Here is a 13,432-nt window from a genome sequence, read left to right on the forward strand (position 1 = left end):
TTCACGCCCGCGTGAGCCGGGCGGGGACGTTATGTCGCAGCGAGGTCGCGAAGCATGTAGGTCGCGCCTTCGCCGTAGGAGGCGAGCTTTGCGCGCGCCTCCGCATCTGCCGCGACGGGCCGGAAGCCGAGACGCTCCCATAACGGCCGCGTGGCGTAGACCGAGACCAGCGCGAGCGTTGTGATGTGTGATGCGCGCGCCAGCTTCTCGATAGCGGCAATATAATCGCGCGCGACGCCACCGCGGAAATCGGGCAGCACGGCGACGTCGTGCACGTAGAGACAATCCGCATCATCGGGAAGTTGTTGCAGGAAGCCGTTGAGCGGCGGAATCCGGTGCTGCCTCCACGGATGCGCGAGTCCGTAGCCGGCGATCTCTTCGTCGGCGATGAGCAGACGGCAGCCATCGGGATAGAGTCGCATCTTCTCCGCGAACACGTCGGGACTCTCAGGGAGATCAGGATGGATCCGCGCTGCGATCGCGCTGATCGCGACCAGGTCGGAGGCGCGCGCGGGACGCCAATGCGGCTTGCTCATGTCGGTCCGTTAGTCGGTCTCACCCATTCAGTTTATTCCGTCGCGACGATGCGCGCAGCGAAAAATATCTTTGCCGACGTCCCAGGAATACGAAGCGTTGCGCGGCGTCCTACCCCATGCAAGCCAATTGCATGACAGGAGAACCCATGACGTCCTCGATCCGCCTCGCGCTCACGCTCGCCGTATCGCTCGCCATCATCCCCGCTGCCTTCGCCGCGCCGCCGACCAAGACCGGCAAGACCGACAAGGGCAACGTGCTCACCGACGCCAAGGGCATGACGCTCTACACCTTCGATAAGGATGCGGACGGCAAGTCCGCCTGCAACGGACCGTGTGCGACAAACTGGCCGGTGCTGAAGGCCGAGGCGAGCGATGCCGCGGGCGACGGCTACACCGTCACCGCGCGCGACGACGGATCCAGGCAGTGGGCTTACAAGGGCAAGCCGCTCTACACCTTCGCCAAGGACCAGAAGCCCGGCGACATCACCGGCGACGGCTTTCTGAACGGCGCCTGGCATCTGGCGATGCCGTGAGCGGACAATCCGCCGCGGCAATGCGAGGTGGTGTCTGACATTGACGAGATGCCACCGGTCTCGTGCCTCGGACGCAGCGCAGCGCCGTGTTGGCGATGCGACGTATCGTTCAATGCGGTGCGCTGCGGTGCGGCTCCATCAACTCGCAATCAATCAATGACAGGGCGCCATCCGGAAACGGCCGAATCCTCGCCGCGCACCCCGAGGAAGGCCACCGGCGCCGGCGTCTCCGAACCGCTCGCCGGACTGATCTCAAGTTGGCGGGAGTAATCGCGACAACTTCGAAGAAGAAAAAAAGCCGCCCGTGGCGCGTCGTCGCTTGAATCGAATTTATTCAAGTCGAGAGTCCGAAAGCGAACCGAAGGCCCGATTTTGGTTGGTCATAGTTGGTTCCGGCAGGGGGCGAGAGCGGCATATCGGCAGCAGCATCCCTCCATTTGAGAGTAGGGGCACTGGTTTCCCGGTGCGGTCCGCATCTGGGAGCTTCTGGGAGTCTTCGATCCATTATCTGGTTTCGCGTGAGGGGATGAACGACCATGAATGACGCCAATCTGAAAGCCGAGACGAACGCCACTGCACTGAACGGGACGGCGAATGGCGGTGCAATGCCCAGGTTCGACCTGCCGTTTTTCAACTTCCAGGCGATCTTCGGCGATCTCGCCGAGCAGGGCGCCGCCCGGGCCAAGGCAAATTTAGAGCGGATGAGGGCGGCTTCCGAGGAGATCACCGAAGCGCTCCGTGAAGCCTGTTCGACCAATGCCACGCGTGCCGCCGATTACGGCACCAAGGTCATCGAAATATCAAACATCAATACCAGCTCCGCGCTGGAGTTCATGTCCCAGCTTGCGGATGCGAGGTCGTTTGCGGATGTCGTGAACCTCTCCACCAGCCACAGCCGCAAGACCTTTGAAGCGGCTTCTCGCCAAAACCGGGAGCTTTGGGACCTCGCCCAGAAGGTCGCAACCGAGACGGCCGAGCCGATCAAGAAGAGTTTCAACCTGGTTCTGCATAGGGCTGCTTGAATCGAGGCTACTGGCCGCGTGGATCGGCTGGACGAGCGTCTTCGCCAGAAGGGGCGCGGTCCAGCCGAGGCGGTGAAGCCTTGCTGTGAGGTGATGCCAAGCTGGAGGAAGTCAGGATGGGTATGGTGATGATCAAGTGCCCGGAAACGGGCCACGCCATTCCGACGGGCATCGAGATAGATCGCGAAAGATTTCGGTGCAGTACGGTGTTCTTTTCGCGCACATATTGCGGGATGTGCGCGGCGACGCATGAGTGGTTCGCCAGAGAGGCCTGGGTCTATGAATCGGTCTTGGCGAACGGGAAGTCCGGGGGCGGGCAGCCGTTCCGCGCGGGCGCGGTGTGAAGCCGCCTGACGGCATCCTGCGAAACGATCCGATCGATCCTGCGGCTCATCACCTTGTAGCACTCGCAGGCGACGACCTCGAGCCGCGGCCTGTCGATCTCGAGTTGGCCGCGCCGACTGGATTTCAGGGCCCTTGAGGTTCGAAGTGCGCTCACGACGTGCGTGACGGTGGTCCGCCGGACGCCGAGCAATTCCGACAACGTCTCTTGCGTCAGGTGCAGGACGTCACCACCGCCCTCCGTCCGATCGTGAATGTGAAGCAGCCAGCGGGCAAGGCGGGCCTCGACGGAGTGCAGTGCATTGCAGGCTGCGACGTGCAGGAATTGCGTCATCATCGCCCTGGTCACAATCTGAACCGCGCTTGCGAGGGCGGGACTGCGTTCGAGCGTTGCTTGAAATCGCGCGGGCGAGATCTGCAGTGCGGTCCCGGCCACGCGGACAACCGCCGTCAGGGGAGATCGGACGGGGCCGAGCGCCGTCATGAGGCCGACGACGCCGTCGTTGCCGATCACGGCGGTTGCGGCCGTCTGTCCGTTCGGCAACTCCATGATGAGGGCGATCGCGCCGCTGCACGGGAAGCAAAGGTGCTCGACCCGGTCCCCCGATCGAACCAGGACTGCATCGTGCTGGAGCGGTACTTTCCGGAGATAGGGTGCAAGCAACGCGAAGTCGGCCGGCGGTAATGCAGCTAACAGGCGATTACCAACTCTGGTCGCGTGCTCCATCACGGGGAATCGTCCCTCGACGGAGGCCCGGCGGCGAGCAAACGCATCTTCTCTGGCCGAGCCGCGTTGCCGTGCAGGCATATGCCCGGCAAACAGCTAAACGTCCTGCAGCAGGTAAGGTTCCAATGATGGATCGCGAGCCTGGCTCACGCTGCCGGCGCGGGCACCAGTCCGTAGCGCAGCATCGTCTCTTTCATCTTTGCGGGATCGGGTGGCGCGCCGGCCGACAGGAGTGCGGCCATCTCCGTGAAATATTGCGGGCCCAGCACCCCGGGACTCAGGATGCACAGGCATGTTGCCGGTCCCGTCGAACGGTTGGCGAAGCCGTGCACGATGCCGCGCTTGATGAAGACCGATTCTCCGGGGCCGAGATCGTTCTGCTTGCCGTCGATCGTCCAGGTCGATACGCCGGACAGCCCGTAGATCGTTTCGTCCCAGCGGTCGTGATAATGCGGGATCGGCATCCGCGCATTCGGCTGGAGCGTCATTTCGAAGATGTCGACGCTGCCGCCGGTGTCGTCCTTGCTGTGCAGGAAGCGGAGCTGAAGCGTACCGAAACTGATGATGTCGGACATGGCTGTGTCATCCCGGTGAGAGACTGTATCGAGGTCGCGGCGTTCGCCCTCGTCGAAACGAAAACTACCTCAGCCCCTCATACACCATCAGCCCGCGTGCGATCTGCAATTTGCGGATTGCGCGCGGCAGCAGCTTCTCCGGCTGGTGCAGATAGCGCCAGGAGGTGAGGGCGAATGCGGACAACGCGCCGCATTCGTCGTTGAACGGTGCGAGCACGCCGGTGACACTCACCGGCGTATGCGGGCGGGCGTTGAAGGGCAGCAGCAGCAGCTCGAGATGCGCCTTGCTGCCGTCCTCGCGCGCGGCGGTGATTCCGGCGATCGCACCTAACGTCTCGTCGGCGACGATCGTGGTGATCTCCTCGATCTCGCTGCGGCTGGCCTCGGTGAACAGCGCCGCAAAGCTCTGGTCCTTGAGGTCGAGCCCCGCGAGCGCGCAGACGCGCGTGCCGGCGACGCGGAACGGGAAGCCGAGGTTTTGCTCGCAGGACAGCACGAAGATATCGCCGAGCAGGCCGCGGACCGCGGCCGGATCGATATCGGCCCGATCAGGGGCCCGCGCAGTGCCGCGCTTCTTGTCCCAATACGCGAAGAACGCGCGGCTCGACGGATGTTTCATGACTGAACGCTTACCCCGGGGCGCTAGCTCGCGGGACAAACCTGTCCCGCTTCAGTGCACCCGCGATCCCTTTCGTTGTTGTGCAGGAGGGGATTTGCAGCGTCCATGCCGTGGAGGCGTTTTCGGGCCCCCGGAGGCTGTCTTTGCGTCGTTAACGTTAAATTAACTATCCGCTTTCCGTCCGGCGCGCCGCTGCTATGGTGATCGCGGTCGCAAGCCTCGCCGCTTTCATCCAGGTTCTCGGCGGGGCCTGTACACGGGCGTCAAACAGTTTGGTCGCGGGCCGCGGGGAGGGGTGGGGATACACCTTATTCCTCTGGGTACCGGAAGACCGACACGGACAGGCAGGGCTTTCCCAGGGCCCTGCCTTTTCCTTTTGTACACTTGCGCAAGGCCGGCAAAGGCGACTATCTCCAAGGCTGTCGTTAAGCCTGTCGCTCCGATCGCGCCTGAAAGCGAAGCTGCCTTGGATTCCCCGCAAGATTCTCCGCCGGAGCTGCCGGCCGTTGTCGAGGAAGCTCCGCGCGAGCCGATCCTGACGCTGCCGGTCGCGCTGACCGCCTATATCCTCCTTTTGGCGGTGATCCATCTGCGGGTGCTGCTGCCGCCGGAGCTCGAGAACTGGACCATCGACGTCTTCGGCTTCATCCCGAAACGTTACGATTCCTCGCTGCTCAATCTGCAGATCCCCGGCGGGGCCGGCGCCAAGGTCTGGACCTTCGTCACCTATTCGCTGCTGCACGCCAATCTGACCCATCTCGGCTTCAACGTGCTGTGGCTGCTGCCGTTCGGCAGCGCGCTGGCGCGGCGCTTTGGCGCGATCAGGTTCTTCCTGTTTCTCGCGGTGACGGCAGCGGCCGGCGCGCTCGCCCATCTCGTCACCCATGAGCACGCGGTGGCGCCGATGATCGGCGCCTCGGCCTCGGTGTCCGGCGCGATGGCGGCGGCGATCCGCTTTGCCTTTGTCCGCGGCAGCTTCCTGTCGTTCAACCGATCAGACGCCGATACCGCCGCAAGGGTTCCGGCACTGCCACTGTCGCGCGCGCTGCGCGACGGGCGGGTGGTCGGCTTCCTCGCCGTTTGGTTCGGCGTCAACATCATCTTCGGCGTCGGCGCGATCGGCGTCGATTCCGAAACCACGAGCGTCGCCTGGCAGGCGCATATCGGCGGCTTCTTCGCGGGCCTTCTGCTGTTCGCGCTGTTCGATCCCGTGCCGCGCGTGCGAAACGATGCTGCGGATGCGTCATCACAGGACATTTCAAACCGCATTTGAAGCGCCGCTTGCGGCGCCGCCCGAATTCATCCATCATTCCCGAGAAGAATGTTCCGAAGCGACAAGCCGCTAGCGGCGATGCTTCGCAAAGCGCCTCAGCGTGCAACCGGCGCCTAAACTGTTAGTTGAAGACTCGACGAACAAGTCCGGTCCGCGAAATGCGGACGGATCCGATTCAGGGAGGCCGACAATGACGGTACGTTCCATTCTCAACACCAAGGGCCACCAGATCATGAGCGTCGAGCCCGACGCCAAGCTGGCTGCCGCGGTCAAACTGCTCGGCGAGAAGAAGATCGGCGCGGTGCTGGTGATGAACCAGAGCCGGCTCGAAGGCATCCTGTCCGAGCGCGACATCGTGCGCGTGATCGGCGAGCGCGGCGCCGGCGCGCTGGAGGAGCCGGTCTCCCAGGTCATGACCCGCAAGGTCGTGACCTGCAAGGAGACGGACACGGTCGCTGAGCTCATGGAGACGATGACCACCGGCAAGTTCCGCCATTTGCCGGTCGTCGACGATGGCAAGGTGGTCGGCCTGATCTCGATCGGCGACATCGTCAAGCGCCGCGTCCAGGAATACGAGGCCGAGCAGGAAGCCCTGCGCGACTATATCAAGACGGCCTGAGCGGCTTCACTCGTCTGTCTTGGGCTCGCCCGCCTTGGGCGCGCTGCCCGCGGGCGCCGGCGCGAGCACCTCGATCGCCTCCTGGATCGACTCCAGCGCGCGCTCGGCGGCGCGGGTGCCGTGCGCGATCAGATCCTCGCCGCGGTGGAAGTCGAACCAGCCGAAATGGCCGACCCGCGGCGTGATCAGGAGATCGGGCGGATCGCCGGCGAGGCGCGCGCGGGTAATGCGGTCCTGCATGATGTTGAAGGCGTCGACCATCACCGAGGAGATGCCGGGCCGTCCGGCGCCGCCGAAGAACTCGCGCTTCATGGTTTTCTCGGGCGAGAACAATCGCGGAAAGCGCCGCTTCGCCGTGGTCGCCTCGGCCGCCGGCGGGACCGTCTCGGGCACCGCGCCGTGCGAATAGATCGTCGTGGAATGGGTGAAGATGTCGCTGGAAAGATTTGCGGCAATGACGATTTCGGCGCCGAGCGCGCGGGCGGCCGAGACCGGCACCGGATTCACCAGCGCGCCGTCGACCAGCCAGCGGTCACCGATCAGGACGGGCGAGAAGATGCCGGGCAGGGCGTAGGAGGCGCGCATGGCGTCGACCACGCGGCCGCGCGTCAGCCAGATCTCGTGGCCGGTACGGACCTCGGTTGCGACGGCGGCGAACTTGATCGGAAGATCCTCGATCAGGGTCTGGCCGACCGCGTCCTCGAGCCGGGTTGCCAGCTTCTCACCGCCGATCAGGCCGGAGCCGCTCAGTCGGATGTCGAGATAGCCGAGGATGTTGCGCATCCCCTGCAGGCTGCGTCCCCACTCCTGCAGCGTATCGAGCCGGCCGGCCGCATAGAGGCCGCCGACCACGGCGCCGATCGAGGTGCCGACCACGACGTCAGGCACGATGCCATTGGCGGCCAGGGTTCTGAGGATGCCGATATGGGCAAAGCCGCGCGCCGCGCCACCGCCGAGCGCCAGGCCGATGACCGGCCGTCGCACGCTACCAAGACCGACCTTCTCTCCATTGGAGCCGTTCGCGCCCCGACCCTTCAAGATATCAAGCACCGAAACCCTCCTACCCCGGGCCAGCCCTCACAGCAGAGTAGGCGCCGTACCTCCGCTCCGCCAGAACGAGGGCGAAGCATGGTTTATACCGTTCGGGAAGCAGGGGGCAGGAGTGTGGCGAGGAGCGGCTGCCTCCCGTTTAATCACGCAGGCGTCAACCGGGTTCCAAAGAACTGTATCCGGCCGTATTCCCCGGGGATTCGGAGGCTTGAATTTGCCGCGTTTTCGGTGAAAAGCAGGTGGCATGACTCTCGGGGGTGACGGCATCATCGGATGGCGGCGCAGCACATCGTTGCTGCCGACGCTGATCCTTGCTGCCTGCCTCTATATCCTTGGTCAAAATGCAGCGCGGGCGCAGCTTTTCTCCGATCGTCCGCCCCCGGTGCCGCCCGCCTCGGTGCCCGACCCCGGCGGCGCCGTCAGCCTCGCGCCCCCCTCAGGCCCGGGTGCTGGGCCGCCGAGCCTGCCGCCGACCCTGCTGCAGCCGAACACGCCCAGCATGCCGCCGCCCGCGGTCAGCACCGTGCCGGCGGCCCCGCCGCTCAACGCGGCCGTGCCCGGCCAGGGCGTTCTGTCGCTGACCGCGAAATACGGCAAGGACACACCCGCGATCACCAGCGGCCTGGTCTGGCGCGTGTTTGCCGACCGTCCCGACGAGAACGGCACCTTCAAGCTGATCCGCGAGGATCGGAACGCCACGCCGAACATCGTGCTGCCGCCGGGCAATTACGTCGTGCACGTCGCCTTCGGCCTCGTCAGTGCGGTGCGCACCGTCAGCCTGAAGGCCGAGACCGATCGCGAATCCTTCGTGCTGCCGGCCGGCGGCCTGCGCATCGAGGGGCGCGTCGGCACCAGCCGCATTCCGCAGAACCAGATCTCGTTCGCGATCTACAAGGGCAGCCAGTTCGAGTCCGGCGAGCGCGCCTCGCTGGTCCCGAACGTCGCCGCCGGCGACGTCGTGCTGATCCCGGAGGGCACCTACTACATCATCTCCAATTATGGCGACGCCAATTCGGTGGTGCGCTCGGACATCCGTGTCCAGGCCGGCAAGCTCACCGACGTCACCATCACCCACCGCGCCGCCGTGATCACGCTCAAGCTCGTCAGCGACAGGGGCGGCGAGGCGCTCGCCAACACCGCCTGGTCGGTGCTGACCCCCGGCGGCGACGTCATCAAGGAATCGATCGGCGCCTTCCCGCGCGTCGTGCTCTCCGAAGGCGAATACCGCGCCATCGCCAAGAACGAGGGCAAGGTCTACGAGCGCGGCTTCAACGTCGTCAACGGCGTCGACGGCGAAGTGGAAGTGGTCGCGCGCTAGTCTCGTGTCCCGGACGCGGTGCGGCATGCAATGCCGCTCCGCAGAGCCGGGACCCGGGAAGCCACAAGCACATATCTCGATAGATGGGCCCCGGCTCAGCGGCGCACCGCTGAAGGAGCGCTGCGCCGCGTCCGGGGCACGAGAGCGCAGTTTCGACGCGCAGCTGTTTCCCCACCGTCATTGCGAGCGCAGCGAAGCAATCCAGAGTACCTCCGCGGAAAGATTCTGGATTGCTTCGCTGCGCTCGCAATGACGAGGAGGAGGGCCGCGCCCCTCACTTCCGATAGCGCAGCGCCTCCACCAGCACGGCGAACGCCGGCGTCGGCTGCCGGCGGCTCGGATAATAGAGGTGATAGCCCGCAAACGGTGCGCACCAGTCGGCGAGCACGCGGATCAACCGGCCGTCGGCGATCTCGCGCTTGACGAGATCGTCGGGGATGTAGGCAAGACCAAGCCCCGCCAGCACGGCATTCATCCTGAGCAGGCCGGTGTTGAACACGAGCTGGCCGTCGACCCGCACCTTCATCGCGCGTCCGCGCTTCTCGAACTCCCAGGCATAGATCCCGCCATAGGTCGGCAGGCGGAGGTTGATGCAATTGTGCTCGGTGAGATCCTGCGGCAGCTTCGGCTTGCCCCGCGCGGCGAAATAGGCGGGTGCGCCGACCACGGCCATGCGCATCTCCGGCCCGATCCGCACCGCGATCATGTCCTTGGCGACCTGCTCGCCGAGGCGTACGCCGGCGTCGTAGCGCTCGGCGACGATATCGGTCAGGCCATAGTCGACGACGAGCTCGACCTTGATATCGGGGTAGCGCGGCAGCAGCTTTGCGACCGCCGGCCACAGCACTGTCTGTGCGGCGTGCTCGCCGGTGGTGATGCGGACGGTGCCCGCCGGTGTCTCGCGGAGCGCGGTCAGCGCCGACAGCTCTGCGTCGATCTCCGCAAAGCGCGGCCCGACATTGCGGAGCAGACGTTCGCCCGCTTCCGTTGGCGCGACGCTGCGGGTGGTGCGGGTGAGCAGCCGCAGGCCGAGCCGTTCCTCCAGGCCGCGCACAGTATGGCTGAGCGCCGACTGCGACACACCGAGCTGGGCTGCCGCGCGGGTAAAGCTGCGCTCGCGCGCGACCGCAAGGAAGGCCAGGAGGTCATTGACGTTGGTGCGGGTCATTCATGAATCCATCTCATCAGTACATACCGATTTTATCATCTAATCGCAGGTCGGCGCGTGGCCTAAATTCGCTGCCGAACATGAACTTCAGGGAGAGCTGACGATGCAGATGCGAACATTGGGCAAGAGCGGCCTCGAGGTCTCGGCCCTCGGCCTCGGCTGCATGGGCCTGAGCTACGGTTATGGCCCGGCGACCGAGACGTCGCAGGCGATCGCACTGATCAGGACCGCCGTCGCGCGCGGTGTGACCTTCTTCGACACCGCCGAGGCCTATGGGCCCTTTGCCAACGAGGAGCTGCTCGGCGAGGCGCTTCAGCCATTCCGCGACAAGGTCGTGATCGCCACCAAGTTCGGCTTCAAGGGCGGCAAGGTCGAGGCCGGGCTCGACAGCCGGCCCGCCAACGTCAAGGCGGTGGCGGAGGCTGCGCTGAAGCGGCTCAAGACCGATCGCATCGATCTGTTCTACCAGCACCGCGTCGATCCCGACGTGCCGGTCGAGGAGACCGCGGGCGCGGTCAAGGACCTGATCCAGGCCGGCAAGGTGCTGCATTTTGGCCTGTCGGAAGCGGGTGCGCAGACCATTCGCCGCGCCCATGCGGTGCAGCCCGTGACCGCATTGCAAAGCGAGTATTCGCTGTGGTGGCGCGAGCCGGAGCAGGAGATCTTGCCGACGCTGGAAGAGCTCGGCATCGGCTTCGTTCCGTTCAGCCCGCTCGGCAAGGGTTTTCTCACCGGCGCGATCACCGAGAGCACGACGTTCGATGCGAGCGACTTCCGCAACATCGTGCCGCGCTTCTCATCCAGCGCACGCAAATCCAATCAGACTCTCGTCGATCTGCTTGGCGAGATCGCCGCAATGAAGAAAGCGACGCCGGCGCAGATCGCGTTGGCCTGGCTGCTCGCGCAGAAGCCGTGGATCGTGCCGATCCCCGGCACCACCAAGCTGCACCGGCTCGAGGAAAATCTGGGCGCGGCTGCGGTGACGCTGTCGGACGCGGACCTCACTGCAATTGCAGGGGTGCTGTCCAAGGTCGCCGTGCAGGGCGACCGCTATCCTGCGCATCTCCAGGCGCGAGTCGGCCGCTGAGCTGCGGCGTGAATGCCCGGTGAGCGTTCGCTTACCGGGCATACGCGTCTTGTGTTCCAACTTGAATACCTTTGCCAGCGCTACCAAGCAGCGTTGCAAGCAGTGTTGAAGGAAGCGATTAACACCGCCAGCACAGGCTTATTCCGCAAGCGTCGCGACTTCGTCATAGCCGGTGGAAGATACGGATTTCCGATAATCAATTTTATTCTCTTTCCGTCCTGCTGCGCTATATGTCGGGCATCCGTCTAACGGGGGAGGCCGGAGCAGGCGCATGCCTTGCGAGACCGGCAGAAGCAGGGGACCAAGCCCGTCGGCATGTTTGAAGTGATCATCACCAGGCGTAAGCGGTTTGGCTGGCGATGGCAGGTGTGCCAGTCCGGCAAGATATTTGCCGATGGCTTCGAGCGCACCCGGCCGTCCGCCAAATATCATGGCGAGCGCGCACTGTTCTTCCTGTTGTCGCAGGCTTACTTGCGCAATCGCTCAGCGGCGGCCAGCGAGGACTAGCGGCGGGTGCAGCAGACAGCTCCATCCGGGCTACGAGCCTCACCTCAGATGTCGACGACCAGCTTGCCCTTGGCGGCGTGATCCCGGATCAGAGCGTAGGCATCGCCAACACTCTCCAGCGTGAAGCGCCTTGCATCGACCAGCGGCGCGAGCTTGCCGGCTTCAACCAGGCGCGTCGCTTCCGCCATGATCTCACCGTGATGCGCGCGGCCTTCGCCTGATAGCAGCGGCAGCAGCGTGAACACACCGGAATAGCTGGCGGCGCGGAACGACAGCGGCGCAAGCGCGTGCGTGCCCCAGCCCAGCGCGCTCACCACATGGCCAAAACGGCGCATGGCTTCGAAGGAGGCATCGAGCACCTTGCCGCCGACGGTGTCGTAGACGATGTCGAAGCCGCGGCCGCCGGTATGCTCTGCAACGTAAGCTTCGATCGCAGTGCCGCGGTCGATGAACACAGCGCCAAAGCCTTCGATGGTGGCGCGCTGCGCTGCCGAGCCGGTCGCGAACACGTCTGCTCCGATGGCGCGCGCGATTTGGATCGCGACATGGCCGACGCCGCCGGCACCGCCATGAATCAAAACCCTCTGGCCGGCCTTCAGCGCCGCGCGATCGATCAGGCCTTCCCAGGCCGTGATGAAGATCAGCGGCAGGGCGGCCGCTTCGCGCATGCTGAGATTGGCGGGCTTGGGCGCCAGCAGGTCGGCATCGACCGCGGCGAACTCGGCGAGCGATCCCGGCACGCCGCCGACGCCGCCGGTCATGCCATAGACCTCGTCGCCCGGCTTGAACCGCGTCACGTCGCGCCCGGTCTGCTCGACCACGCCGGCGAGATCGATTCCGAGAATGGCGGGTAGCGGATGACGCGCATGTGCTGCCGCGCCGGCATGAATCTTGGTGTCGAGCGGATTGACCCCGCTCGCATGCACCCGCACCAGCACCTCGCGCGGCCCGACCTCGGGCGTGGAGACGGTTGAGAGGCGCAGCGGTGCGTTGTGGGTCTCCAGGATCGCCGCCCGCATCGTCGATTGTCTCGTCATGATCGTCTTGCTCCGTTGTTGGCCTCCAATATGCCCATGAATTTTTGCATGGAAATGAACAAGGATGTACGATGATCGTGCATTTCTGTATGAGGTCATTTCGATGGACTGGAGCGATCTGCGCATCTTCCTGGCGATTGCGCGCGAAGGCACACTCGGAGCTGCCGCGCGCAAGATCGGCCAGACCCAGCCGACGATGGGGCGGCGGCTTCGCGCGCTCGAAACCGCGCTGGGACAAACGCTGTTCCAGCGCACCGCCGATGGTTTTGTGCTGACCGACGAGGGCGCCGCCGTGCTGCGCCACGCCGAGCGGATCGAGGAGGAGGCGCTCGCGCTTCAGCGCCACGCCTCGGGTGCGGAGACGCAGCTCGACGGCATGCTGCGGCTGTCGTCGTCGGACTGGTTCGGCACGGTGATGCTGTCGCCGGTGATCGCCGCCTTCGGCAAGCGCCATCCCAAGGTGATCGTCGAGCTCCTGACCGATGCGCGCCTCTATAGCCTGCCGCGGCGCGAGGCCGATCTCGTCTTCCGCATCAAGCCGTTCAGCGAGCCCGAGGTAATATCGAGAAAGCTGCTCCACATTCCCTACGCGCTGTATGGCAGGAAGGGCAGCAAGCCGCCGCGCGCCGGCGACGGAAGCGGCGCCCGTGTCGTCACCATGAATGCCGAATTCGCCGACATGCCAGATGCGATCTGGTTGAAGCGCACGCTGCCGAATGCGGAGATCGCCTCGCGCAGCAACAACCGCCAGGCGCAGGCGGAGCTGTGTGCCGGCGGCGGCGGGTTCGCCGTGCTGCCACGCCCCCTCGGCGACCGCGATCGCCGTCTCGTCGCGCTCGACATCGGCGCAACGCCGCCCGGCCGCGACACGTTTGTCGGCTATCACCGCGATCTCAGGCGTCTGGCGCGCCTGCGCGCGCTGCTCGATCTCGTGATCGAACGGTTGGCATGACGGCCTGCAGGGTGGATTAGCCTTTCGGCCGTGCGAAGCTCAGTCGACAGGCGTAACTCACCCTACG

Annotated in this window: 15 protein-coding genes; 8 read left to right on the plus strand and 7 right to left on the minus strand. The window is 65.1% G+C overall.

All coding sequences use genetic code 11. The features are described from left to right. Positions 1-29: 29 nt before the first annotated feature. Positions 30-536: a GNAT family N-acetyltransferase gene (locus AB7Z56_RS16430; protein ID WP_354124443.1), complete on the minus strand. Its 507-nt coding sequence runs from the start codon at positions 534-536 to the stop codon at positions 30-32. Between the two features lie 146 nt (positions 537-682). Here AB7Z56_RS16430 and AB7Z56_RS16435 point away from each other — a divergent pair, with 146 nt between their 5' ends. After that, positions 683-1,069 carry a COG4315 family predicted lipoprotein gene (locus AB7Z56_RS16435; RefSeq protein WP_354124442.1) on the plus strand — a complete coding sequence of 129 codons (387 nt, stop codon included), beginning with the start codon at positions 683-685 and terminating at the stop codon, positions 1,067-1,069. A gap of 536 nt (positions 1,070-1,605) precedes the next feature. Continuing rightward, the gene (locus AB7Z56_RS16440) at positions 1,606-2,091 is read left to right on the plus strand and encodes a phasin (RefSeq protein ID WP_354124441.1); all 486 of its coding nucleotides are present in this window, start codon (positions 1,606-1,608) and stop codon (positions 2,089-2,091) included. A 277-nt stretch (positions 2,092-2,368) separates the two neighbouring features. Here AB7Z56_RS16440 and AB7Z56_RS16445 read toward each other — a convergent pair whose 3' ends face one another. The 3 genes from AB7Z56_RS16445 to AB7Z56_RS16455 all read right to left on the minus strand — a co-directional run bounded on the left by AB7Z56_RS16445 (position 2,369) and on the right by AB7Z56_RS16455 (position 4,354). Further along, positions 2,369-3,241, minus strand: coding sequence for a Crp/Fnr family transcriptional regulator (locus AB7Z56_RS16445; protein WP_441256363.1), 873 nt, complete (start codon positions 3,239-3,241; stop codon positions 2,369-2,371). Between the two features lie 65 nt (positions 3,242-3,306). After that, the gene (locus tag AB7Z56_RS16450) at positions 3,307-3,735 is read right to left on the minus strand and encodes a cupin domain-containing protein (RefSeq protein ID WP_354124440.1); all 429 of its coding nucleotides are present in this window, start codon (positions 3,733-3,735) and stop codon (positions 3,307-3,309) included. Positions 3,736-3,799: 64 nt separating this feature from the next. Then, entirely contained in the window at positions 3,800-4,354 is a 555-nt protein-coding gene (locus AB7Z56_RS16455; RefSeq protein ID WP_231142220.1) for a PAS domain-containing protein, read from the minus strand. Between the two features lie 466 nt (positions 4,355-4,820). On the opposite strand from AB7Z56_RS16455, the gene AB7Z56_RS16460 reads away from it, so the two are divergent. Both AB7Z56_RS16460 and AB7Z56_RS16465 read left to right on the plus strand, forming a co-directional pair. Continuing rightward, a complete protein-coding gene (locus tag AB7Z56_RS16460; RefSeq protein WP_354124439.1) occupies positions 4,821-5,627 on the plus strand; it encodes a rhomboid family intramembrane serine protease in 807 nt (268 codons plus the stop codon). Between the two features lie 190 nt (positions 5,628-5,817). Beyond that, a complete protein-coding gene (locus AB7Z56_RS16465) occupies positions 5,818-6,246 on the plus strand; it encodes a CBS domain-containing protein (RefSeq protein WP_071912650.1) in 429 nt (142 codons plus the stop codon). A 6-nt stretch (positions 6,247-6,252) separates the two neighbouring features. On the opposite strand, the gene AB7Z56_RS16470 is transcribed toward AB7Z56_RS16465, so the two are convergent. After that, complete coding sequence (locus tag AB7Z56_RS16470; protein ID WP_231142219.1) at positions 6,253-7,296, minus strand: patatin-like phospholipase family protein; 1,044 nt, start codon at positions 7,294-7,296, stop codon at positions 6,253-6,255. A 244-nt stretch (positions 7,297-7,540) separates the two neighbouring features. Here AB7Z56_RS16470 and AB7Z56_RS16475 point away from each other — a divergent pair, with 244 nt between their 5' ends. Then, positions 7,541-8,614, plus strand: coding sequence for a hypothetical protein (locus AB7Z56_RS16475; RefSeq protein WP_166092133.1), 1,074 nt, complete (start codon positions 7,541-7,543; stop codon positions 8,612-8,614). A 274-nt stretch (positions 8,615-8,888) separates the two neighbouring features. On the opposite strand, the gene AB7Z56_RS16480 is transcribed toward AB7Z56_RS16475, so the two are convergent. After that, positions 8,889-9,782 (minus strand): LysR family transcriptional regulator, encoded by an 894-nt coding sequence (locus tag AB7Z56_RS16480; RefSeq protein ID WP_354124438.1) that lies wholly within the window; start codon positions 9,780-9,782, stop codon positions 8,889-8,891. Positions 9,783-9,885: 103 nt separating this feature from the next. Between AB7Z56_RS16480 and AB7Z56_RS16485 the strand changes: the two genes are divergently transcribed. Next, on the plus strand, positions 9,886-10,869 hold the full coding sequence (locus tag AB7Z56_RS16485; RefSeq protein WP_231142216.1) for an aldo/keto reductase: 984 nt from the start codon (positions 9,886-9,888) through the stop codon (positions 10,867-10,869). A gap of 276 nt (positions 10,870-11,145) precedes the next feature. Next, on the plus strand, positions 11,146-11,376 hold the full coding sequence (locus tag AB7Z56_RS16490) for a hypothetical protein (RefSeq protein WP_014494328.1): 231 nt from the start codon (positions 11,146-11,148) through the stop codon (positions 11,374-11,376). 44 nt (positions 11,377-11,420) lie between these two features. Here AB7Z56_RS16490 and AB7Z56_RS16495 read toward each other — a convergent pair whose 3' ends face one another. Then, complete coding sequence (locus tag AB7Z56_RS16495) at positions 11,421-12,413, minus strand: zinc-dependent alcohol dehydrogenase family protein (RefSeq protein WP_354076550.1); 993 nt, start codon at positions 12,411-12,413, stop codon at positions 11,421-11,423. A 103-nt stretch (positions 12,414-12,516) separates the two neighbouring features. On the opposite strand from AB7Z56_RS16495, the gene AB7Z56_RS16500 reads away from it, so the two are divergent. Further along, positions 12,517-13,365: a LysR family transcriptional regulator gene (locus tag AB7Z56_RS16500; RefSeq protein ID WP_166353227.1), complete on the plus strand. Its 849-nt coding sequence runs from the start codon at positions 12,517-12,519 to the stop codon at positions 13,363-13,365. Positions 13,366-13,432: the final 67 nt, after the last annotated feature.

The sequence above is a fragment of the Bradyrhizobium sp. 482_C4_N1_8 genome, assembly GCF_052075965.1.
Classification (GTDB): Bacteria; Pseudomonadota; Alphaproteobacteria; order Rhizobiales; family Xanthobacteraceae; genus Bradyrhizobium; species Bradyrhizobium barranii.

Excerpts from the sequence above, each read along its gene's own strand:
- AB7Z56_RS16430 (WP_354124443.1), bottom strand. The coding sequence starts at position 536 with ATGAGCAAGCCGCATTGGCGTCCCGCGCGCGCCTCCGACCTGGTCGCG.
- AB7Z56_RS16435 (WP_354124442.1), top strand. The coding sequence starts at position 683 with ATGACGTCCTCGATCCGCCTCGCGCTCACGCTCGCCGTATCGCTCGCC.
- AB7Z56_RS16440 (WP_354124441.1), top strand. The coding sequence starts at position 1,606 with ATGAATGACGCCAATCTGAAAGCCGAGACGAACGCCACTGCACTGAAC.
- AB7Z56_RS16445 (WP_441256363.1), bottom strand. The coding sequence starts at position 3,241 with ATGCCTGCACGGCAACGCGGCTCGGCCAGAGAAGATGCGTTTGCTCGC.
- AB7Z56_RS16450 (WP_354124440.1), bottom strand. The coding sequence starts at position 3,735 with ATGTCCGACATCATCAGTTTCGGTACGCTTCAGCTCCGCTTCCTGCAC.
- AB7Z56_RS16455 (WP_231142220.1), bottom strand. The coding sequence starts at position 4,354 with ATGAAACATCCGTCGAGCCGCGCGTTCTTCGCGTATTGGGACAAGAAG.
- AB7Z56_RS16465 (WP_071912650.1), top strand. The coding sequence starts at position 5,818 with ATGACGGTACGTTCCATTCTCAACACCAAGGGCCACCAGATCATGAGC.
- AB7Z56_RS16475 (WP_166092133.1), top strand. The coding sequence starts at position 7,541 with ATGACTCTCGGGGGTGACGGCATCATCGGATGGCGGCGCAGCACATCG.
- AB7Z56_RS16480 (WP_354124438.1), bottom strand. The coding sequence starts at position 9,782 with ATGACCCGCACCAACGTCAATGACCTCCTGGCCTTCCTTGCGGTCGCG.
- AB7Z56_RS16485 (WP_231142216.1), top strand. The coding sequence starts at position 9,886 with ATGCAGATGCGAACATTGGGCAAGAGCGGCCTCGAGGTCTCGGCCCTC.
- AB7Z56_RS16495 (WP_354076550.1), bottom strand. The coding sequence starts at position 12,413 with ATGACGAGACAATCGACGATGCGGGCGGCGATCCTGGAGACCCACAAC.
- AB7Z56_RS16500 (WP_166353227.1), top strand. The coding sequence starts at position 12,517 with ATGGACTGGAGCGATCTGCGCATCTTCCTGGCGATTGCGCGCGAAGGC.